This is a genomic window from Streptomyces sp. DSM 41931 (assembly GCF_050271085.1).
GTDB classification, from domain to species: Bacteria; Actinomycetota; Actinomycetes; order Streptomycetales; family Streptomycetaceae; genus Streptomyces; species Streptomyces albogriseolus.
In genome coordinates this window covers 4,477,710-4,499,421 of the sequence record NZ_CP189902.1, presented here as the reverse complement: position 1 = coordinate 4,499,421, position 21,712 = coordinate 4,477,710, and the positions used below count along the sequence as shown (strand labels likewise).

Below are 21,712 nucleotides of genomic sequence, written 5' to 3'. Positions count from 1 at the left end.
TCAGCGGGGTTTTTCCACAGGTACGGACAGCGGGTTGGCCATTCGGCCGCGTGGTCTGGTTCGCTTGTGACATGGAGATTCTGTGGGTCCTGATCGCCCTCCTCATGATCGGCTTCGTGCTGATGCCGTTCCTTCGGCGCCGGCGCGGCGCCGTGGGCCTGGTCCCGCCCGGCCACCCGGACGCGGCGGACCCGGCGAACTACGGCTTCGCGCGCCAGGAGGAGCTGGACGTCCGTATGCCCGGCCCCGACCAGGACCTGCTGGACGTCCTCGACGTGGTGCAGCGGACCCAGGACTACCGCGCGGCGCAGCAGCTGCTGGCGGGCACGCCCGCGGACGGCGAGCAGCGCTGGCAGCGCGTGCAGGCCTTCGCGGGCGCCGCGTCCCTGGAGCTGGCGCAGCGGCCCGGCGGGGTCTCCGAGACGCCGGGCGGCCAGTGGCTGCGGGTGTGGCGCTCCGAGGCGCCCAAGGACGCGGGCGGCGCCGCGGTGCACGCGGAGTTCCTGGTGCAGCAGGCGTGGCGCACGGCCGCGCCCGGCTCGGACGAGTTCCGGATCATCATGGAGGAGGCGAAGGCGGCGTGCGGCGAGGCCGCGCTGCTGGCCCCCGGCGACCCGGTGCCGTACATCGTGGAGCTGTCCGTGGCGCGCGGACTCGGTTACTCCCAGCAGGAGTTCGAGCAGGTCTGGCTGAAGATCCTGGACCGCGCCCCGGCGCACATGGGCGCGCACCTGGCCGCGCTGCACTACTGGTGCGAGAAGTGGCACGGCTCGCGGCAGCAGGCGTACGACTTCGCGGAGGCCGCGGCGGCGCGGGCGCCCCAGGGGTCCCTGCTGGCCGCGATGCCGCTGTTCGCGGTGTTCGAGCACCTCCCGGAGGTGAATCTGGTCAGCGGGTTCTACCAGAGCGAGGTCGTCTCCAAGGCGGTCCACGGCGCGCTGCACGCGGTGCACTCGGCCCGCCCGGACGACCCGATGACCGCGCATGTGCGGCACATGCTGGTGTTCTTCCTGGTGCGCTCCGAGCGCTGGGCGGAGGCCATGAGCCAGCTCATACAGGTCGACGGGCACGTCGGCGCCCTGCCGTGGACGCTCTCCCCGGACCCGGCCGCCGAGTTCGCGGTGTACCGCGCCCTGGCGGTCGCCGGCTACGAGGCGAACGGCGGCAGCCCGGCCACGCTGCCGCACTGACGTCAGACCCGCGCGACGTCCCGGTGTTTGTCCGTATACCCGTCAGCGTCGTGCGGGTCAGGCGGCCCAGGCCGACGGCAGGCTCTCCAGGGACAGGCCCTCCTCCTCCGGCTCCTCCGCGGGCGCAGGAACGGGTCCGGCGGGGGCGTTCTCAGGCACGGGGGGCTCTTCCTTCACCGGGACGGGGCGGGTCTGCGGGCTGGTCTTCACCGGAGTCATGTTCCCGGACGGCTGCGCCGTAGTCCGCGTCGGGACCGCTCGGCGCCGGACCGTCGCGGCCACGGGGCCGCGACGGTCCGCACGCGCGGACTCAGATCGTCGCCGTGTCGATCACGAAGCGGTAGCGGACGTCGCTGTTCTCGACGCGCTCGTAGGCCTCGTTGATCTCGGACGCGGCGATCAGTTCGATCTCCGCGCCGATGCCGTGCTCGGCGCAGAAGTCCAGCGTCTCCTGGGTCTCGGGGATGCCGCCGATCATCGAGCCTGCCAGCGACCGGCCGCCGCCGATCAGCGAGAACAGGTTCAGGGAGACCGGCTCCTCGGGGGCGCCCACGTTCGCCAGCGTGCCCTCGGGCTTGAGCAGCGACAGGTAGGCGCCGAAGTCCAGCGGCGCCGACACCGTCGACACGATCAGGTCGAAGGCGCCCCGCAGCTCCTCGAAGGTCTTCGGGTCGCTGGTGGCGTGGTAGTGGTCGGCGCCCAGCCGCAGCCCGTCGTCCTTCTTGCGCAGGGACTGCGAGAGCACCGTCACCTCGGCGCCCATCGCGTGCGCGATCTTCACGCCCATGTGGCCCAGGCCGCCCAGGCCGACGATCGCGACCTTGCGGCCCGGACCCGCGCCGAAGCGCTTCAGCGGGGAGTACAGGGTGACGCCCGCGCACAGCAGCGGCGCGGCCACGTCGAGGGCGAGGCCGTCCGGGATGCGGACGACGAAGTTCTCGTCGACGACGACCTTCTCGGAGTAGCCGCCGTAGGTGGGCTCGCCGTCCCTGCCGATGCCGTTGTACGTCGGGGTCTGGCCCTGGAGGCAGTACTGCTCCTTGCCCGCACGGCACATCTCGCACTCGCGGCAGGAGTCGACCATGCAGCCGACGCCCACCCGGTCGCCGACCTTGAACCGGGTCACGCCGGGGCCGACCTCGGACACGACGCCCGCTATCTCATGGCCGGGGACCATCGGGAAGATCGCCTCGCCCCAGCCCTCACGGACCTGGTGGATGTCCGAGTGGCAGATTCCGGCGAACTTGATGTCGATCAGCACGTCGTGCTCGCGGACGGGGCGCCGCTCGACGGTGGTGCGCTCCAGCGGCGCCTTGGCGGCGGGCGCGGCGTACGCGGCGACAGTGGTCATACGAAGTTTCTCCTCCTGAGGGGGTCGTGCGCCCGGCGTCTCCTCGGCCGGGCGCACACGATGTCCAACCTGCGACAACGGGCGGCGCGTACCCAGACTTCCGGGTTGCCTACGCACGCTGTGCCTACCACTGGCGGGGACAGGCACGAGGTGCGTACGAACGGGCACCATGGACAGATGGACGAGCACACGGGCGACCCGGCCGGCGCCCAGGGCGGCGGGCTCGACCCGCGTGCCGAGCTGAGCGAGTTTCTGCGCACCCGCCGGGCCCGGCTGAAGCCGCAGGACGTGGGACTGCCGGACCTCGGGCGGCATCGCAGGGTGCCCGGTCTGCGCCGGGAGGAGCTGGCGCAGCTCGCCGGGGTGTCCGTGGCGTACTACACGCGCCTGGAGCAGGGAAACGGGCGCAATGTGTCGGCGGAGGTCCTGGACGCGATCGCCCGCGCGCTGCGGCTGAGCGACGCCGAGCACGCGCATCTGACGCATCTCGCGCGGCCGGGCCGGCGCCGCAAGCGGCCGGAGCCCCGCGGCCGCCAGGCCCGCCCGGCGCTGCGGCAGCTGCTGGACGCGATGGAGACGGTCCCGGCGTACGTGGTGGGCCGGCGGTCGGAGATCCTCGCCTGGAACCGGATGGCGACGGCGGTCTTCGGCGACTGGGGCGCGCTGCCGGCACAGGAGCGCAACTGGGCCCGGATGGTCTTCCTCGACCCCGCGCACCGCGAGCTGTTCGTGGAGTGGGACCAGAAGGCCTGCGACATGGTCGCCTATCTGCGCATGGACGCGGGCCGGCACCCGGACGACCCCGCGCTGTCCGCGCTGGTGGGCGAACTGTCCGTGAAGAGCGAGGAGTTCCGCACGCTGTGGGCGCGGCACGACGTCAAGGAGAAGAGCCACGGCGTGAAGCGGCTGCGGCACCCGCTGGTCGGTGAGCTGACGCTGCTGTGGGAGTCGTTCCGCCCGGCCGGGGAGGCCGAGCAGTCGCTGGTGACGTACTTCGCGGAGGCCGGGTCGCCGTCGGCCGAGGCGCTGCGCCTGCTGGGCAGCTGGAACGCGGACACGCCGGCGGACGGACCGCGGACGCCGGCCGCCTGAGAGGCGGGGCAAGGACGGGAACGGCCCGCCGGAGGCAGGTGCCTCCGGCGGGCCGTCACCGGTCGCGGACTACTTGCCGTAGTAGGCGTTGTGGATGGTGATCAGGGACGCGTTGCCCTTCTTGTCGGTGATCTTGGCGCGGAAGGAGATCGCCTTGCCCTTCGCGGGGTTCTTGACGGTGATCTTGCCCTTCGTGACCGTGGTCTTCTTCCAGGTCTTGCCGCCGTTGTAGGAGACGTAGACCGCCAGGGACTTGAGGTTCTTGCCCTGGGCGGCGCCCTCCACGACGACCGGGAAGGTGGCCTTCTTGCCGGCCGCGACCTTGCTGTCCAGCCCCGTGACCGCGGCGAACCGGGCCGAGGAGACGGGCAGCTGCTTCTCGCCCGACGTCTTCTTGGACCGGAAGGTCCAGCTCGCGTCGATGCGGGTGGACGCGGCGGCGACCTTGGCGCTCCGCTTGACCGAGGTGGTCAGCCGGTAGGCGGCGTCACCGGACGGGACGGTGAAGCCCTCCTCGCCGAACAGCGGGTCGTTGTTGGAGCCGACCTTCTTGCCGTTGCGGTAGAGGGTCGTGACGGCGGAGGAGAACTCCGAGGAGCCCGCGTGCCCCTTGCCGTCGGCGAACAGCGGGATCACGCCGTAGATGCTGTTGCCGTCGCGGAAGACGCCGTAGGACGAGGTGAGACGCGGCCCGAAGACGGCCGTGTTCACGGTCTCCTTGTAGGTCTTGCCGCCCTTGTAGGTCTTGCCGACGCCGATCGTGTAGACGGCGTCGTAGATGGGCCAGCCCTCGTTGTCGACCCCGCCGAGCTGCTCGAAGTCGAGGTCCCACGTCACGCCGTTGACCGTGGACAGGTACAGCGTGCGGGTGCTGGGGAGCTTCTGCTCCTGGGAGAAGCCGGACGCGCCCGAGCTGCCGGGCAGCCAGCCGAACGCGGTGACGGCGCCCTTCTTGCCACTGGCCGCGGCGCCCATGCCGACCTGGACGGTGGCGAACTCCTTGGCCTTGAAGGCGCGGGTGTAGCCGGTGGCGAGCTTCTTCACCTTGCCGCCGCTGATGGCCGTGTACTGCGCCTTGGCGCCGTTGCTGAAGTGGGTGTTCCACTGCTGGCTCAGCGTGCCGTTCGTGATCTGCGGGCCGAGGTGCGCGGAGCGGAAACCGCTGTAGTTCTCCAGCCACCAGCCGTAGGAGACCGCGCTGTCGTTGGTCTCGATCGTGTAGTCGGCCGAGGCGAACTGCGCCTTGGCGGCCTTGCCCGGCACGGTGACCTTGACCGGCTTGGCCTTGCGGGCGTCCACCGTCACGGTGGTGTTCCTGGTGACGTCCAGCTTGGGCTGGGCGAGCCAGTCGGCGCCCCGCCACGTCTCCGGGTCGGCGCCCACGAGCACGCTGGCGTCCAGGACGTAACCGCCCTTGGGCACGCGCACGCTGACGGTGCCGTCGGCCTCGTACGGCGCGTACGACCGGTCCTTGCCCAGGCCGGTGAGGCCCGACAGGTACGCCATGTAGTTCGCGGTCGCCTTGCCGGAGCGGTCGAGGACCTTCAGCGTGACGTTGTAGGACTCGACCTCGCGCTCCACCGCGGCGGCGGTGCGCACGCTCTGGCCGGCGCCGGTGGCGACCACGTACGCCGAGTACGTGCCGTCGACCGCGCCGCCGAGGCGGGTGTCGGCGGTGACGTCCACGGAGGCCGTGCCGTTCGCCGGGACGGTCAGGGTGGAGGCGCCGAGCGTGAAGAAGCCGGCCGGGGCGGCCTTGCCCTTCGGGCCGGTCGCGGTCGACGTCAGCTTCAGCGTGACGTCCTCGGTGCCGAGGTTGCGGTAGGTGAGCTTCTTGGTGACCGGCTTGTCGTCGGCGTGCGGCCACTGCTGCACGCCGAAGCTCAGCGACACCGGCTCCGCGATCACGGTCTGCGTGATCGCCTTGTCCACCTGGACGCGGCCCGAGCCCTGCTCGAACGGCGTGTACTTGCCGTCCTTGGTGGAGGCGGTGAGCGCGCCCTTCAGCTCCGCGTACTTCCACTCCGGGTGCTGCTGCTTGAGCAGCGCGGCGGCGCCCGCGACGTGCGGGGTGGCCATCGAGGTGCCGGAGATGGTCATGTAGCCGGCCGGCTTCTCGCCGACCTCCTTGGCGATGTCGTTGCCCTTCGCCGAGGCGGCCGTGATGTCCACGCCGGGGGCGGTCAGGTCCGGCTTGACGGCGCCGTCGCCGAGGCGCGGGCCGGTGGAGGAGAAGTCGGCGAGCTTGTCCTTGTCGTCGACGGCGCCGACGGTGAGGGCGGAGTCGGCGCTGCCCGGCGAACCGATCGACTGCGGGCCCTCGTTGCCCGCCGCGATGGCGAACAGCATGCCCTTCTCGGCGGACAGCTTGTCGACCGCCGCCTCCAGCGGGTCGGTCTCCGGGGTGTCCATGCCGCCGAGGCTCATGTTGACGATGTCGGCGCCCTGGGCGGCCGCCCACTCCATCCCGGCGAGGATCCCGGAGTCGTCGCCGAACCCGGCGTCGTCGAGGACCTTGCCGTTGAGGATCTTCGCGCCGGGCGCGACGCCCTTGTACGTGCCCTTCGACTGGGCGCCCGTGCCGGCCGCGATGGACGCGACGTGGGTGCCGTGGCCGACCACGTCACCGGTGGTGGGCGCGGAGGTGAAGTTCTTGGACGCGGTCACCTGGCCCTTGAGGTCCGGGTGGGTGGCGTCCACACCGGTGTCCAGGACGGCGATCTTGACGCCCTTGCCGTCGTAGCCGGCCTCCCATGCCTTCGGGGTGCCGATCTGCCCGACCGAGGTGTCCAGGGACGCCTTGCGGACGCCGTCCAGCCAGACGCGGGCGACACCGGAGGCGGTGCGGTCGCCGTCGGTGACGGCCTCCCACAGCTCGGCGCCGGCCTCCTGCGGCGTCTGCACCGCGTCCGCGTTCAGGGACGTCAGCGTCCGGCGGACCGTGCCCGCGTCGCGGACGTCGGCCTTGGCGGCCTTCGCGGCGCCCCGGTAGCCGACGATGACCTTCAGACCGCCGCGGTGCGCGGTGCGGGTCGCCGCCTTGTTCAACTCGGTTACGTCGAACAGCCGTTGGTCCAGCTTGCCGGACGCGACCAGCCGGGCGGCGTCGGCGGGCACGACCAGCGTGTGGCCGTCGCTGCGGCGGATCTGGACGGGTATGTGCTCCCGGCCCTCGGCCGGCTCCAGACCCACGACGCGGCCCTTGGCGTCCAGCGCGACCCGGTCACCGGTGATGAGGGTGACCCGGTGCTTGCCCTTGAGCGCCGTCGCGCTCGCGGACGAACCGGCGGCCGTGCTGTTCTCCCCGTTCGCCGACGCGGGGCCGGCCATGCCCGCCGCGAGTGCCACGGCGGTCGCCGTGGCGATCGTGGCCGCGCACGCTCTTTTCACTTGTCTGCGCAAGGTTCCCCCTAGCGAAGTCGCCGGGCGGCAGAAGCATCACCCGGCCGGGGGTGGTCTCGTACGCCTGCGCGCACCCCCCGGTGCTCGGAGTATGCCGACAGGTGATCAAGCGGCTCAAGGGGATTCGGGAGTGGTCGGGAAGTCGCCGGGTGACTGTGATGTGCCCGCAGGAACTCCGTTACAGAATCGCGCGGTTGGGGCGGGAGGGACGGAAACGGCCGATGCCCCCGTCACCGCTCCCGAGGGAGGGGACGAGGGCACCGGCCGTGTGGGTGGGGGTGTCGCTGCGGAGGGGGCGTCAGACCGCGGAGCCCGCCTTCCACTGCTCCCAGCTCATGTTCCAGCCGTTGAGGCCGTTGTCCGGGGCGATGGTCTTGTCGCCGGTGTTCTGCACGACGACCACGTCACCGACGATCGAGTTGTTGTAGAACCAGGCGCCCGGCGTGCTCGGGTCGTTCGCGCCCTTGGCGTCGGCGAGGCCCACGCAGCCGTGGCTGGTGTTGACGCTGCCGAAGATGGACTTCGCGCCCCAGTAGTTGCCGTGGATGAAGGTGCCCGAGGTGCTCAGACGCATGGCGTGGGGCACGTCCTTGATGTCGTACTCGCCCTTGCCGTCGTCGTCGGTGAAGCCGACCGTGGCGCCGTTCATCCGGGTCTCCTTGAACTTCTCGGAGATCACCATCTGGCCCTCGTACGTCTTGTTCTCGGGCGCGCCGGCGGAGATCGGGATGGTCTTGACGGTCTTGCCGTTCTGCGTGACCTTCATCTGCTTGGTCTCGGCGTCGACGTAGGAGACCTGGTTACGGCCGATCTTGAAGGTGACCGTCTTCTGCTGGACGCCGTAGACGCCCTCGGCGCCCTCGACCCCGTCCAGCGCCAGCTTCAGGGTGACGGTGGAGCCCTCCTGCCAGTACTGCTCGGGGCGGCAGTCCATGCGGTTGGCGTTGAACCAGTGGCAGGCCACCTCCTGGCCGCTGGTGGAGGACACGGTGATGCCCTTCTGCACGGCGGCCTTGTTGGTGATGGCCTTGTCGAAGTTGATCGACACGGGCATGCCCACGCCGACCGTGGTGCCGTCGTCCGGGGTGAAGTTGCCGATGAAGCTGTTGGACGGGGAGACCGTCGTGAAGGACGCGTTCTCGTGGGCGACGAGGCCCTCGGAGTCCTTCGCGGAGGCCGACAGCTTGTAGGTGGTGGCGCGCTCGAGCTGCCCGCTGGGCTTCCAGCTCTTCTTGTCGGCCGATATCTGGCCCTCGACGGCGGTGCCGTCGGCGGTGGTCATCGTGACCTCGGTGAGCGTGCCCTTGTCGACGGTCACGGTGGCCGAGTTGTTGATGGAGGCGTTGGTCGAGCCGTCCTTGGGCGTGATCTTGATCTGCGCCTCGGAGGACTTCTTGGCCGCCGCCTCGTCGACCTGTGCCTGCGAGGTGTCCTTCCCGTCGGACCCCGCGGCGTCGTCGTCACCGCCGCCGGAACACGCCGAGAGCACCAGCACTCCGCCGAGCAGAGCGGACGCGGCCGCCAGACCCCTGCGCCGCCGCTTACCGTCCGTCATCACACGCTTCTCCATCGTTGCCAGAATCCCAACCCCACGAGGCCCCTGGCGGGAGCCGAGGCGCCTCGTCCACAGTCTTCAACGCTACGACCGGGTGATCCGGTTCCCCAGTCCCACGCATGTGGAACTCACCACGTCCGCGGTCGCGGAGCGGAGGAACGCCGGTCAGTGCGCCGATTGAGACGTACCGGCCGGGGGCGTCGGTTGCCTCCCGGAGGCAACATTTCCTCACATCGCCTCAGCCGGCGCGGGAGCCGTCGTCGGGGGACGCGTCGTCGTCGGTGGGACTCTTCGTCGTCGGACTCGTCGTCGCAGTCCTCGTCGAACTCGTCGCCATCCTCGTCGCCGGTTCCCCCGTCAGGCGAGTACCAGTCGTGATCCGACCGTCCGCCGTGCCGCGGCATCCGCCGCGTCTCCCTCCCCGCCACCCCCGCCGACCAGTGCGAACGGGTACGTAAGAGAGCTCGGGAATTCTTACTGTGTCCTCGGTCACAACCCTTTGCGCCCAGGCCCGTTCGGCGCCCGCACCCCTCCCCCAGGGCGAAGCCGTACAAATCAGCACGACCCCGAAGTGCTCACGCCCGGAGCGCGCGGAGAGGGGCTCCCGTGACTTTCCTGTGACCCGCGCGGTTCACTACCATCAGCCCACACGGCCAATTCGCCAGCGCCACAAGGGGATCGATATTCCGTGTCATCCGCGCTCCGTCCGTTGCTGACCGCCACCGCCGCGGGCACCCTGCTGTGCGCCCTGTGGTTCGTCCCGTCCGCGAACGCGACCTCGGACGCTCCGGCGCGGACCGCGCCGTCCGCGAGCCCGTCCCCGCAGGTCACCGAGCAGGCGAGAGGCGTGTCGAGCGCGACGTCGGCCAGTCTGGAGAGCACCGGCCAGGAGGTCCGCCTCGCGGACACCGGCAGCTTCGACAGCACCCCGTACATCGTCGGCGGCACGGCGTGCCTGGCCCTCGGCGCGGGCTTCGTCGTCTATTCGGTCCGCCGGGAGCGCCTGGAGTTCTGAGCGGCTTCCCACGGCGTACCGGGGCCCCGCGGAGTCGTCCGCGGGGCCCCGGCCGTTTCACCGCAGCGGCCCGGTGACCCGCTCCACGGCCTCGACCAGCCGCCCGTCCCGTACGAAGGTCTCCGCGGCGGCGAGGTCGGGCGCCAGGTACCGGTCAGGACCGGGACCGCCCACGCCGGCCTCCCGCAGCGCCTTCAGCACCGCCCGCGTGGCCGGGGCGGGGGTGAGCCCCTCGCGCAGCTCCACGGCCCGCGCGGCGGCGTACAGCTCCACGGCGACGACCCTGGTCAGGCCGTCGACGGCGGTGCGCAGCTTGCGCGCCGCCGACCAGCCCATGGAGACGTGGTCCTCCTGCATCGCGGACGACGGGATGGAGTCCGCCGACGCCGGTACGGCGAGCCGCTTCAGCTCGCCGACCAGGGCGGCCTGGGTGTACTGGGCGATCATCAGCCCGGAGTCGACGCCGGGGTCGTCGGCGAGGAACGGCGGCAGCCCGTGGCTGCGGTTCTTGTCCAGCAGCCGGTCGGTACGGCGCTCCGTGATGGAGGCGAGGTCGGCGACGGCGATGGCGAGGAAGTCCAGCACATAGGCGACCGGCGCCCCGTGGAAGTTGCCGTTCGACTCCACCCTCCCTCCCCCAGAGCCGAAAGCCTGGGAGGTACCCCCAGGCAGCACGACGGGATTGTCGACGGCAGCGGCGAGTTCGCGCTCGGCGACCAGCCGGGCGTGCGCGAGGGTGTCCCGTCCGGCGCCGGCGACCTGCGGGGCGCAGCGCACCGAGTAGGCGTCCTGGACCCGGGGCGCGTCGTCCTGGTGATGCCCTGTCAGGCCCGAACCCTCCAGCACGGCGAGCATGTTGGCGGCGCTGGCGGCCTGACCGGGGTGCGGGCGGACGGCGTGCAGCTCGGGGGCGAGCACCTTGTCGGTGCCGAGCAGCGCCTCCAGGCTCAGCGCGGCGGTGACGTCGGCGGACCGGTAGAGGAGGTCCAGGTCGGCGAGGGCCATGACCAGCATGCCGAGCATGCCGTCGGTGCCGTTGAGCAGGGCGAGCCCTTCCTTCTCGCGCAGTTCGACCGGGCGGATGCCGTGGGCGGCGAGCAGCTCGCCGGCCGGCCGCACCGCGCCGTCGGGCCCTTCGGCCTCGCCCTCGCCCATCAGCGCGAGCGCGCAGTGCGAGAGCGGGGCGAGGTCGCCGGAGCAGCCCAGGGAGCCGTACTCGTGCACCACCGGGGTGATCCCCGCGTTCAGCACGTCGGCCATGGTCCGCGCGACCTCGGGCCGGACGCCGGTGTGCCCGGAGCAGAGGGTCTTGAGCCGCAGGAACATCAGCGCGCGGACGACCTCCCGCTCCACCCGCGGCCCCATGCCGGCGGCGTGCGAGCGGACGATGTTGCGCTGGAGCCGGCCGCGCAGGTCCGGGCTGATGTGCCGGGTCGCCAGGGCGCCGAAGCCGGTGCTCACCCCGTAGACCGGGTCCGGCTTGGCGGCCAGGGCGTCCACGATCTCGCGGGAGGCCGCGAGGGCGGCGACCGCCTCCTCGGACAGTTCGACGCGGGCGCCGTCGCGCGCCACGGCCAGCACGTCGGACGCGGTCACGCCCGACGTCCCCACCACCACTGTGTGCATATCCATATTCAGGAGCCTACGCAGTGAATGCCTCACTGTCACCACCGGAGCGGGCCCGCGCCCCTTACCCGGGCGCGTGCCGCCCGCGGAACCGGCGCCGCTCCCCGTCGGCCTCCCGCGAGGGTTCGTCCGCGAGCCGCACCACGGGGTCGTCCGGCCCGTCCCGCCCGGCCACCACGGGGTGCGCGGCCCGCTCGGCCTTGGCCCGGTACTGCGCCGCGTCGGCCAGCCGGAACAGCCGCCGCGCCGAGCACACCGGCCCGATCGGGTCCTCCGTGGACGCCACCCCGCACGCGACACCGTCGCCGATGCCCAGCTCCACGGCCCGCCGGCACACCTCGTCGGCCGCCTTGACCACCTCGTCGGCGGGCGGTCCCACCACCAGCAGACAGAACTCGTCCCCGCCGAGCCGCGCCACCAGCGCGCCCGGCAGCATCGCCCCGCACAGCGACAGCACGCTCCCGAACCGCTCCAGGAGCCGGTCCCCCACGGAGTGCCCGAGGGTGTCGTTGACCCGCTTCAGCCCGTTGACGTCGCACACCACCAGGCTGACCACGGCCCCGTCCCGCCGGTGGAGCTCGACCGCCTCGTCCAGCCGGGCGTCCACGGCCCGCCGGTTGGCGAGACCCGTCAGGGAATCCGTGAAGGCCAGCCGACGCGCCTCCTCCAGCCGCTCGGTCTGCGCGATCCCCGCGGCCACCACGGCCGCCAGCACGGTCGCGAAGTCGGCGTCCGCCCGCCCGAACACGGGCTCGCCGACCGGCCGGGCCACGTACAGCTCGCCCCAGGCCCGCCCGTGCAGCACGATCGGCGCGACCACGCAGCAGCCGCGCCCGCGCCGCCGCAGCGCCGCGACCCGCTGGTGGCAGTACCCGGCGCGCCCCTCCTCGGGGCCCTGCGCGGTCTCCACCCAGGCGTCGGGCTCGCCGCCGCCGGCCCACTGCTCGTGCAGGAACTCGGTGATCTCGGCGAACTGGTGCACCGGGTAGGACTCGTCCTCGGGGAACTCCTCCTCCCCCTCGGCCAGCTCCCCGACGTTCACCAGCACCCTCAGCCGTCCGAGCTCCCGCTCCCACACCGACAGCGCGGCGAAACTCCCGCCCAGGGCCCGGCGGGCGCCGCCGGCGGCGGCCCGCCACGCCTCCCGCGTACTGTGCGCGGCGGCCATGCCCTGAGCCAGCGCCACGACGGCCGCCAGCCGGCTCTCCTCACCCATTCCCCCAGATTAGGGATATTTTCCGCTTACCGAGACATCGAGGGTGAAGCGAGCGTCACTCCCCCGGCCAGTCCGGCCGCCGCTTCTCGTTGAAGGCGGCCACGCCTTCCGCCCGGTCCCCGGAGAACGCCACCGACCGCCAGGCCGCGTCCTCGACCTCGAGACCGGCCGGCAGATCGAGCCCGTGCCCCAGCCGCAGCGCCCGCTTGGCGGCCCGCAGCCCCACGGGCGAGTTCCCGGCGATCCGTGCGGCCATCGCCAGCGCGTCCTCCCGGTCCCGCCCCTCGTCCACCAGCACGTCCACGAGGCCGATCTCCCGCGCCTCCGCGGCCTCCACCCGCCGCGCGGTGAAGATCAGCTCGGCCGCCCGCGCCGACCCCACCCGCCGGGGCAGCAACTGCGTACCGCCGCCGCCCGGGATGACCCCGACGGACACCTCGGGCAGCCCCATCACGGCCGTACGGTCGGCCACGATCACGTCGCACGACAGGGCGAGCTCGCACCCACCGCCCAGAGCGAACCCGTGCACAGCGGCGACGGCGGGCACCGGCAACTGCAGCACCCCGGTGTAGGCGGCCCGCGCCACCGGCCGCTGCCGCACCAGATCCGCGTCCGTGAACGAGTTCCGCTCCTTCAGATCGGCCCCCACGCAGAACGCCCGCTCGTGCGACGAGGTCAGCACCACCGCCCGTACGTCCCGGTCCTCGCCCAGCGCCGCGCAGGCGGCGGCGATCGAGCGGGCCATCTCGGTCGACACCGCGTTCATGGCCTTCGGCCGGTCGAGGACGAGCTCCGCGACATGCCCCCGCTCGTGCCGCCGCACCAGCACGAACTCCCCGAACCGTTCCTCACTCATGACACCCTCCGGTTAACGCGGGTTAACTTGGCTCGCCCCGATCATGGCAGCCGGGGTCCGCCGAGGAAAAGGGTCCACCCGTTCGAGTGACATACGACCGACTCGCCTGAACCGCACCGCTCCCGGCGCGTAGCGTGCGCACACCGCGGCGCGCCGGGGGCGCACGCAGGGGGGAGACAGACGATGACACCGGACGAGACGCGCACCGTCCCCCGAGGACGCCACCGAAGACCCCGCCACCGCCGCGCCCTCCTGGCGGCGGGCGCCCTGACCCTGACGGCGGGCGCGGCGACACTCGTCCACCTGGCGACGCCTGACGCCCCGCCGAGGGACACGAGGGCGGCCACGCTCCCCGCCCCGGAGGAGAGCGGCGCCCCCACCACGCCGGGCAAGCGAGCTGATGTACCCACGGGCACGACACCCCCGCCGACCCCTCACCCGAGCCCGACCTCACCGAGGGCGCAGGGCGGAAAGGCGCGGGCGCCGCTCACCCGGCCCGCAGACCCGTCGGCACCACCACGGACGACATCCGCACCACGGAGCGCGCGCACGGCGGCGCCACCGCCCTCACCGCCCCAGACGTCACAGACGGCTGAGCCCCCACCGGAGCACCAGCCGACACCACCCCCGTCGGCGTCCCCACCCCCCGCCCCGCCCCCACCACCCGACGACGAGGACAAGGGCCGGGGCCTCTGCCTCCCCCTGCTGCACCTCTGCCTGGGCGGCTGAAAGCCCCGGCGGCGATCAGTCGGAGGCCTCCGGGGGAGTCCTGCGCTTGAGCAGCCAGGGCTCGACCACGCCGAGACCACGGACGGGCCGCTGCCACATCGGCTGGAGCGCGAACCGGTACGAGGGCGGCTCCTCGCCCTCCTTCTCCGCCGCGGCCGCCGCCTCGGCGGCGGCGGCCTCACTGGCCGGCGCGTCACCGGTGCGGATCAGCTCCTGGGCGAAGTCGGCGTCCACGAGCACCGCGTCGCGGGGGGCTATGGAGGTCAGCCGGGAGGCGAGATTGACGGTGGTGCCGAAGACATCGCCCATCCGGGTGGTGACGGTGCCGAAGGCCATGCCGACGCGCAGTTCCGGCATGGTCTCGTCGTTCGCCATGGTCTCTATCAGCCGCAGGGCGATCTCGGCGGCGGTCCCGGCGTCGTCGGCGGCGTACAGAACCTCGTCACCGAGGGTCTTGATGAGACGCCCGCCGCGCGCCGCGACCAAGTCGGCGGCCGTCGTCTCGAAAGCCTCGACCAGCTCGCCGAGCTCCTCCTCCTCCATCCGCCGGGTGAGGCGGGTGAAGCCGACGAGATCGGCGAAGGCGACGGCGAGCCGCCGGTCCACCATCTCCTCGTCGTCGGCCTCCTGCACCACACGCCCGGCCGAGGCGGCGAGCTGCCGCCGCCAGACGTAGACCAGGAACTCCTCCAGCTCGGGCAGGAGCAGCTCGACGATCGGATACGTGACCTCGGTGCGGGTCATGCCGGGCTCGGGCGGCTCCGTGAGCCCTTCCAGGAAGGAGTCGATCTGCCATTCGGCCAAACGCGCGGTGGTCTGACCGGTGGACCGGGCCACCTGCACGGCCATCGCCTCGCTCAGCAGGCCGGCCTCCACCAGACCGGCGAGGCGGCGCAGGGCGAGGACGTCCGCCTCCGTCAAGGCCTTCGCCTGCCCCACGTCGGCGAAGCCCATGGCGCGCCAGAAGCGGGTGGCGAGCTCCATCGTGACGCCGGCGCTGCGGGCCGCCTGGAACGGCGTGTAACGGCGCTCGGCGCCCAGAATGAGCTGCTCGAGGCGCAGAGCAAGCGGATCCTCGCCGTCGCCCTGCGCGTCCGCACCGGAACCCGAGTCGTCGACGCTCACGCGTTGCTGCCCTTCCGATCTGTCACGGCCATGTCTCGACCGGGCTCAACTCTACGGCAGGTGTGCGGTAGCTCACTCCGTCAGGTTGGGCCGTGGGTGAGGCCCGGGGCGCGCGCCCTTACGTACGCGCCCGGGGTGCGGCGCGGGGGGCTCTTTTCAGCCAGGGTTGTACGGACGGGAGGGGGCGCACCTCGATGCGTGCGCGCGCCCCGAGCCTCAGCTCACCCCGCCCGCAGATGCACGATGTCTCCCGCCCCCACCGGCTCCTGCACCCCTGCCTCCGTCGCCAGGATCAGCCGTCCGTCACCGTCCACCGCGACCGCCTCCCCCACCAGCGCCCGGTCCCCCGGCAGCTCCGCCCGCACGACCCGCCCCAGCGTCGCGCACCCCGCCGCGTACGCCTCCTGCAATCCGCACGCCCCCGCGTCACCCCCCGCGGCCCGCCACCGCCCGTACCAGTCCTCCAGCCCCCGCAGCACCGCCCGCAGCAACGGATCCCGGTCCGTGCTCACGGCCCCTGCCAACGCCAGCGACCCCGCCGTGGGCACCGGCAGCTCATCGGCCCGCAGGCTGACATTGACGCCGACCCCCACCACCACACCCCCGTCCCCCGCGGCCTCCGCGAGGATCCCCCCGGCCTTCCGCTCCTCTCCCCCCACCGTCACCAGCACATCGTTGGGCCACTTCAACGCCGTGTCCACGCCCCCGGCCCGCGCCAGCCCCGTGGCGACGGCGACCCCCGTCAGCAGGGGCAGCCACCCCCACCGCTCCATCGGCACACCGTCCCCCGGCCGCAGCAGCACGGAGAAGAACAACCCGGAACGGGCCGGCGCGACCCACTGCCGGTCCAGCCGCCCCCGAGCGGCGGTCTGCTCCTCGGCGACGAGAACGACCCCCTCCCGGAGCCTGCCCTCCGCCGCCCGCGCCACGAGATCGGAGTTCGTGGACCCGGTCCGCTGCACCACGTCCACCTCCCTCCACAAGCCCCCCTCCCGCATTAGGGCCCGCCGCACCGCGGCGGCGTTCAGCGGAGGCCGTTCGAGGTCGGACCACCGACTGCGCCGGGGCCCGGAGGATTCGGAGTCATCTCGGGGTGTCATGCAACCCACACTAGGTGTGGGAAACACCGCACTGCCGAACACACAGCCCCCCACTACGCTACGGATGAGTAACCGTCCCCCCTTTTGAGCAGGCAGGGAGCCGCATCCCGATGTCCGAGCCGGAAGAGCAGCAGCCTGACATCCACACCACCGCGGGCAAGCTCGCGGATCTCCAGCGTCGTATCGAAGAGGCGACGCACGCCGGCTCCGCACGCGCCGTCGAAAAGCAGCACGCCAAGGGCAAGCTGACGGCCCGTGAGCGGATCGACCTCCTGCTCGACGAGGGCTCCTTCGTCGAGCTGGACGAGTTCGCCCGGCACCGCTCCACCAACTTCGGCCTCGACGCCAACCGCCCGTACGGCGACGGCGTCGTCACCGGCTACGGCACGGTCGACGGCCGCCCCGTCGCCGTCTTCTCGCAGGACTTCACCGTCTTCGGCGGCGCCCTCGGCGAGGTCTACGGCCAGAAGATCGTGAAGGTCATGGACTTCGCGCTGAAGACCGGCTGCCCGGTCATCGGCATCAACGACTCCGGCGGCGCCCGTATCCAGGAGGGCGTGGCGTCCCTCGGCGCGTACGGGGAGATCTTCCGCCGCAACACCCACGCCTCCGGCGTGATCCCGCAGATCAGCCTGGTCGTGGGCCCGTGCGCGGGCGGCGCGGTCTACTCCCCCGCGATCACCGACTTCACGATCATGGTCGACCAGACCAGCCATATGTTCATCACCGGCCCGGACGTCATCAAGACGGTCACCGGCGAGGACGTCGGCTTCGAGGAACTGGGCGGCGCGCGCACCCACAACTCCACGTCCGGCGTGGCGCACCACATGGCGGGCGACGAGAAGGACGCGATCGAGTACGTCAAGCAGCTCCTCTCCTACCTCCCCTCCAACAACCTCTCGGAGCCCCCGGCCTTCCCCGAGGAGGCGGACCTCACGGTCACCGACGAGGACCGCGAACTCGACACGATCGTCCCGGACTCGGCGAACCAGCCGTACGACATGCACACGGTCATCGAGCACGTTCTCGACGACGCGGAGTTCTTCGAGACGCAGCCCCTGTTCGCGCCGAACATCCTCACCGGGTACGGCCGCGTCGAGGGCCGCCCCGTCGGCATCGTGGCGAACCAGCCGATGCAGTTCGCCGGCTGCCTGGACATCACCGCGTCGGAAAAGGCGGCCCGCTTCGTGCGGACCTGCGACGCCTTCAACATCCCGGTGCTGACCTTCGTCGACGTCCCCGGCTTCCTGCCCGGCGTGGACCAGGAGCACGACGGCATCATCCGCCGCGGCGCGAAGCTCATCTACGCCTACGCGGAGGCCACCGTCCCCCTCATCACGGTGATCACCCGCAAGGCGTTCGGCGGCGCGTACGACGTCATGGGCTCCAAGCACCTGGGCGCCGACCTGAACCTCGCCTGGCCGACGGCCCAGATCGCGGTGATGGGCGCCCAGGGCGCCGTCAACATCCTGCACCGCCGGACCATCGCCGAGTCGGACGACCCGGAGGCGGCCCGCGCCCGGCTGATGCAGGAGTACGAGGACGCCCTCCTCAACCCCTACGTCGCGGCCGAGCGGGGGTACGTCGACGCGGTGATCATGCCGTCCGACACCCGCCGCCACATCGTGCGCGGCCTGCGCCAGCTGCGGACCAAGCGCGAGAGCCTGCCCCCGAAGAAGCACGGCAACATCCCCCTGTAAGGAGCCGCTGTGACGATCAAGGTCGTACGGGGCAACCCGACCCCGGAGGAGCTGGCCGCCGCACTGGCGGTGGTCAGGGCGCGCGCCGCGGCGGCGGCCGCCCTGCCGTCCGGCGCGCCCACGGTCCCCGACGCCTGGTCCGACCCGTCCCGCATCACCGCGCGCCGGGTGCCCCAGCCGGGCCCGGCGTCGTGGTCGCGGACGTACTGGCCGGGCGCCTGACCCCGGTGACCCCGGGCGGGCCGCACGCGGTGCGTGCGGCCCGCCCGGGGGGTCTCCCGCCAAGTTGAGTACGCGTACTCAGGCGCCCTCCGCCGGCTCCGCCGCACGCTGGAGGAATGCTGTGGTCCGACCCCGAGAACAAGCCGCCGAAGGAACTGCGCGACACGCAGGAGATGCTGCGGCGGCTGGGGATTCTCATGGCGCTGGCCATGGTGCTGGTGATGCTCGTGATCGGCGTGAGGTGAGACGCGCCGCCCATCCGACGTGAGGCGTCCGGGACGCGGGATGAGGCATCCGGGCGACGCCGATACGCTGACCGCATGACAGATCAGCCGCGCCGCCGCCTCGTGCTCGCCTCCCAGTCCCCCGCCCGGCTCGGGCTGCTCCGTCAGGCCGGGCTGGCGCCCGAGGTGATCGTCAGCGGGGTCGACGAGGACGCTGTCTCCGCCCCCACCCCTGCCGAACTGGCGCTCGCGCTGGCCGAGGCCAAGGCGTCCGTGGTCGCCGCGAAGCCCGAGGTGAAGGGCGCGCTGGTGATCGGCTGCGACTCGGTGCTGGAGCTGGACGGCCAGGCCCTCGGCAAGCCCGCCGACGCCGAGGAGGCCACCGCGCGCTGGAAGGCGATGCGGGGCCGCGCGGGGACGCTGCAGACGGGACACTGCGTCTACGACACCCTCAGCGGCCGCTACACCTCCGCCACCGCCTCCACGGTGGTCCGTTTCGGCGAACCCTCCGACGAGGAGATCGCGGCCTACGTGGCCTCCGGGGAACCGCTGCACGTGGCGGGGGCGTTCACCCTGGACGGCCGCTCGGCGCCGTTCATCGACGGCATCGACGGCGACCACGGCAACGTGATCGGCATCAGCCTGCCGCTCGTACGGCGCCTGCTGGCCGAGCTGGGCGTCGGCATCACGGAGCTGTGGGCGCCGCGGGAGGGCTGACGGGCGTCCCGGCGTCGACGGGCCCGGGCTCCTCCGGACGCCCGTCGTACGTCATCAGGAGCAGCACGATGAGCGCGAGGACGACGACCATGAAGAGGAACGCCGTCCAGCCGACCAGGCCCCATGCGAAGGCGCCGAGCAGCGCGTGCACCACCGCGGCGCTGATCAGCAGCACCCGGCCGGACCCGGCCGGGGCCCGGTCACGCAGGGCGACCAGCAGGGCCACCAGGCCGCACAGGCCGAAGTAGAGCCCGAAGACCACTCCGCCGGCCTTCGACGACACCGACATCATGTCCGGGTCGAGACCGGCCAGCGACATGTCCTGCCGGTCGACGACGACCCCCAGGAACCAGTTCACCGCCAGCACGCCCAGCGCCTCGGCGAACAGCACCAGCGCGACGATCCACGCCACCGGTCTGCGGACCACCGGCCCCCACCCACTTTCGAGCACGACTGTGGTTACCCCGAGTATGTTCGGGACGACGCGAAGGCTACTAACGGGTAAACCTCGGTACAAGGGGCAGGCGGCGGGCAAAGAATCATTGGGCCATTCGTAGGGACTCCACAAAGATTCGAAGTGGGCCGCAGCACGCTCTCACAGAGACCTTGACCACACAGGACGGCTAGGGTTTCCGGGAGGAGTCCTGCGTACCGAGGTGCGACAAGGGATTTCGCGGGTCGAGCGAGCCTCGCATCACGCTCCGTGTGGGCAAGCTCACCACTGGGGACGGGTCGAAGTGCCGTGTCGGCAGTCCCTAAACTCGGCTTGTTTCAAGGAGGGAGCCTCAATCGTGCGCAAGGTGCTCATCGCCAACCGTGGCGAAATCGCTGTCCGCGTTGCCCGGGCCTGCCGGGATGCCGGAATCGCGAGCGTTGCCGTCTACGCCGACCCGGACCGGGACGCTCTGCATGTCCGCGCCGCGGATGAGGCGTTCGCCCTGGGCGGTGACACTCCGGCCACCAGTTACCTCGACATCGAGAAGGTGCTGAAGGCCGCGAAGGAGTCGGGCGCGGACGCCATCCACCCGGGCTACGGCTTTCTCTCCGAGAACGCCGAGTTCGCCCAGGCGGTGCTGGACGCGGACCTGATCTGGATCGGCCCGCCCCCGCAGGCCATCCGCGACCTCGGCGACAAGGTCGCCGCCCGGCACATCGCCCAGCGCGCCGGCGCCCCGCTGGTGGCGGGCACGCCCGACCCGGTGTCCGGCGCGGACGAGGTCGTCGCGTTCGCCGAGGAGCACGGCCTGCCCATCGCCATCAAGGCCGCCTTCGGCGGCGGCGGGCGCGGCCTGAAGGTCGCCCGCACCCTCGAAGAGGTCCCCGAGCTGTACGACTCGGCGGTCCGCGAGGCGGTCGCCGCCTTCGGCCGCGGCGAGTGCTTCGTCGAGCGTTACCTCGACAAGCCGCGCCACGTGGAGACCCAGTGCCTCGCCGACAGGCACGGCAACGTGGTCGTGGTCTCCACCCGTGACTGCTCCCTCCAGCGCCGCCACCAGAAGCTGGTCGAGGAGGCCCCGGCGCCGTTCCTGTCGGACGCCCAGGTGGAGCAGCTGTACTCCGCCTCCAAGGCGATCCTCAAGGAGGCCGGCTACGTCGGCGCGGGCACCGTGGAGTTCCTCGTCGGCAACGACGGCACGATCTCCTTCCTCGAGGTCAACACCCGCCTCCAGGTGGAGCACCCGGTGACCGAGGAGGTCTCCGGCATCGACCTGGTGCGCGAGATGTTCCGCATCGCCGACGGCGAGGAGCTCGGCTACGACGACCCGCCGCTGCGCGGTCACTCCTTCGAGTTCCGCATCAACGGCGAGGACCCCGGCCGCAACTTCCTGCCCGCCCCCGGCACCGTGACCACCTTCGCCCCGCCGTCCGGCCCGGGCGTGCGTCTGGACGCGGGCGTGGAGTCCGGCAGCGTGATCGGCCCGGCGTGGGACTCCCTGCTGGCCAAGCTGATCGTCACCGGCGCCACCCGCGAGCAGGCCCTCCAGCGTGCCTCACGCGCCCTGGAGGAGTTCAAGGTCGAGGGCATGGCCACCGCGCTCCCCTTCCACCGCGCGGTCGTCAAGGACCCGGCGTTCGCCCCCGAACTGACCGGCTCCACCGCCCCCTTCACGGTCCACACCCGCTGGATCGAGACCGAGTTCGTCAACGACCTGAAGCCCTTCGCCTCGCCCGTGGACGCGGACGCCGAGGAGGACGCGGGCCGTGAGACGGTCGTCGTCGAGGTCGGCGGCAAGCGCCTGGAGGTCTCCCTGCCCGCGTCGCTCGGCATGAGCCTGGCGCGCACGGGTCTGGCCGCCGGCGCCAAGCCGAAGCGCCGCGCCGCCCGCAAGTCGGGCCCGGCGGCCTCCGGTGACACCCTGGCCTCCCCCATGCAGGGCACGATCGTCAAGGTCGCGGTCGAGGAGGGCCAGGAGGTCACGGAGGGCGACCTGGTCGTCGTCCTGGAGGCGATGAAGATGGAGCAGCCCATCAACGCCCACCGCTCCGGCACCGTCAAGGGCCTGAACGCGGAGGTCGGCGCCTCGGTCACGTCCGGCGCGGCGATCTGCGAGATCAAGGACTGACGCTCACGTCACAGCGCCCGGCGCTCCC

At 72.0% G+C, this 21,712-nt stretch carries 17 protein-coding genes; 8 read left to right on the top strand and 9 right to left on the bottom strand.

Features of this window, described 5'->3' with window-relative positions:
- The first annotated feature begins 71 nt into the window (after positions 1-71).
- Entirely contained in the window at positions 72-1,190 is a 1,119-nt protein-coding gene (locus ACP7TJ_RS20955) for a hypothetical protein (protein WP_093766768.1), read from the top strand.
- Between the two features lie 310 nt (positions 1,191-1,500).
- Here the strand turns inward: ACP7TJ_RS20955 and ACP7TJ_RS20950 are convergent, their stop codons facing one another.
- Positions 1,501-2,541: an NAD(P)-dependent alcohol dehydrogenase gene (locus ACP7TJ_RS20950; protein WP_367487623.1), complete on the bottom strand. Its 1,041-nt coding sequence runs from the start codon at positions 2,539-2,541 to the stop codon at positions 1,501-1,503.
- A 177-nt stretch (positions 2,542-2,718) separates the two neighbouring features.
- On the opposite strand from ACP7TJ_RS20950, the gene ACP7TJ_RS20945 reads away from it, so the two are divergent.
- Entirely contained in the window at positions 2,719-3,633 is a 915-nt protein-coding gene (locus ACP7TJ_RS20945) for a helix-turn-helix domain-containing protein (protein WP_093766766.1), read from the top strand.
- Between the two features lie 69 nt (positions 3,634-3,702).
- Here ACP7TJ_RS20945 and ACP7TJ_RS20940 read toward each other — a convergent pair whose 3' ends face one another.
- Both ACP7TJ_RS20940 and ACP7TJ_RS20935 read right to left on the bottom strand, forming a co-directional pair.
- Positions 3,703-7,035 (bottom strand): S8 family peptidase, encoded by a 3,333-nt coding sequence (locus ACP7TJ_RS20940; protein ID WP_427764541.1) that lies wholly within the window; start codon positions 7,033-7,035, stop codon positions 3,703-3,705.
- 298 nt (positions 7,036-7,333) lie between these two features.
- A complete protein-coding gene (locus tag ACP7TJ_RS20935; protein ID WP_093766765.1) occupies positions 7,334-8,590 on the bottom strand; it encodes a L,D-transpeptidase in 1,257 nt (418 codons plus the stop codon).
- A gap of 688 nt (positions 8,591-9,278) precedes the next feature.
- On the opposite strand from ACP7TJ_RS20935, the gene ACP7TJ_RS20930 reads away from it, so the two are divergent.
- The gene (locus ACP7TJ_RS20930) at positions 9,279-9,605 is read left to right on the top strand and encodes an LAETG motif-containing sortase-dependent surface protein (RefSeq protein ID WP_176710797.1); all 327 of its coding nucleotides are present in this window, start codon (positions 9,279-9,281) and stop codon (positions 9,603-9,605) included.
- Between the two features lie 57 nt (positions 9,606-9,662).
- On the opposite strand, the gene hutH is transcribed toward ACP7TJ_RS20930, so the two are convergent.
- The 5 genes from hutH to ACP7TJ_RS20905 all read right to left on the bottom strand — a co-directional run bounded on the left by hutH (position 9,663) and on the right by ACP7TJ_RS20905 (position 16,257).
- The gene (hutH, locus tag ACP7TJ_RS20925; protein ID WP_189910604.1) at positions 9,663-11,231 is read right to left on the bottom strand and encodes a histidine ammonia-lyase; all 1,569 of its coding nucleotides are present in this window, start codon (positions 11,229-11,231) and stop codon (positions 9,663-9,665) included.
- A gap of 64 nt (positions 11,232-11,295) precedes the next feature.
- Positions 11,296-12,447: a GGDEF domain-containing protein gene (locus tag ACP7TJ_RS20920; protein WP_167740975.1), complete on the bottom strand. Its 1,152-nt coding sequence runs from the start codon at positions 12,445-12,447 to the stop codon at positions 11,296-11,298.
- 55 nt (positions 12,448-12,502) lie between these two features.
- Complete coding sequence (locus ACP7TJ_RS20915; RefSeq protein ID WP_093766762.1) at positions 12,503-13,303, bottom strand: enoyl-CoA hydratase/isomerase family protein; 801 nt, start codon at positions 13,301-13,303, stop codon at positions 12,503-12,505.
- Positions 13,304-14,047: 744 nt separating this feature from the next.
- On the bottom strand, positions 14,048-15,157 hold the full coding sequence (locus ACP7TJ_RS20910) for an adenylate/guanylate cyclase domain-containing protein (protein ID WP_093766760.1): 1,110 nt from the start codon (positions 15,155-15,157) through the stop codon (positions 14,048-14,050).
- A gap of 221 nt (positions 15,158-15,378) precedes the next feature.
- On the bottom strand, positions 15,379-16,257 hold the full coding sequence (locus ACP7TJ_RS20905) for a biotin--[acetyl-CoA-carboxylase] ligase (protein ID WP_427764535.1): 879 nt from the start codon (positions 16,255-16,257) through the stop codon (positions 15,379-15,381).
- A gap of 110 nt (positions 16,258-16,367) precedes the next feature.
- Between ACP7TJ_RS20905 and ACP7TJ_RS20900 the strand changes: the two genes are divergently transcribed.
- The 4 genes from ACP7TJ_RS20900 (at position 16,368) to ACP7TJ_RS20885 (ending at position 19,120) form a co-directional block, all read left to right on the top strand.
- Entirely contained in the window at positions 16,368-17,957 is a 1,590-nt protein-coding gene (locus tag ACP7TJ_RS20900; RefSeq protein WP_093766758.1) for an acyl-CoA carboxylase subunit beta, read from the top strand.
- Between the two features lie 9 nt (positions 17,958-17,966).
- Positions 17,967-18,179, top strand: coding sequence for an acyl-CoA carboxylase epsilon subunit (locus ACP7TJ_RS20895; RefSeq protein WP_367559470.1), 213 nt, complete (start codon positions 17,967-17,969; stop codon positions 18,177-18,179).
- 116 nt (positions 18,180-18,295) lie between these two features.
- On the top strand, positions 18,296-18,424 hold the full coding sequence (gene mmpB / locus ACP7TJ_RS20890) for a morphogenic membrane protein MmpB (protein WP_093766756.1): 129 nt from the start codon (positions 18,296-18,298) through the stop codon (positions 18,422-18,424).
- Positions 18,425-18,499: 75 nt separating this feature from the next.
- Positions 18,500-19,120, top strand: a complete 621-nt coding sequence (locus tag ACP7TJ_RS20885; RefSeq protein WP_093766755.1) for a Maf family protein — start codon at positions 18,500-18,502, stop codon at positions 19,118-19,120.
- On the opposite strand, the gene ACP7TJ_RS20880 is transcribed toward ACP7TJ_RS20885, so the two are convergent.
- Complete coding sequence (locus ACP7TJ_RS20880) at positions 19,089-19,547, bottom strand: hypothetical protein (RefSeq protein WP_093766754.1); 459 nt, start codon at positions 19,545-19,547, stop codon at positions 19,089-19,091. The genes ACP7TJ_RS20885 and ACP7TJ_RS20880 overlap by 32 nt on opposite strands.
- Positions 19,548-19,911: 364 nt before the next feature.
- On the opposite strand from ACP7TJ_RS20880, the gene ACP7TJ_RS20875 reads away from it, so the two are divergent.
- Entirely contained in the window at positions 19,912-21,684 is a 1,773-nt protein-coding gene (locus tag ACP7TJ_RS20875; protein WP_093766753.1) for an acetyl/propionyl/methylcrotonyl-CoA carboxylase subunit alpha, read from the top strand.
- The last annotated feature ends 28 nt before the right edge of the window (positions 21,685-21,712 follow it).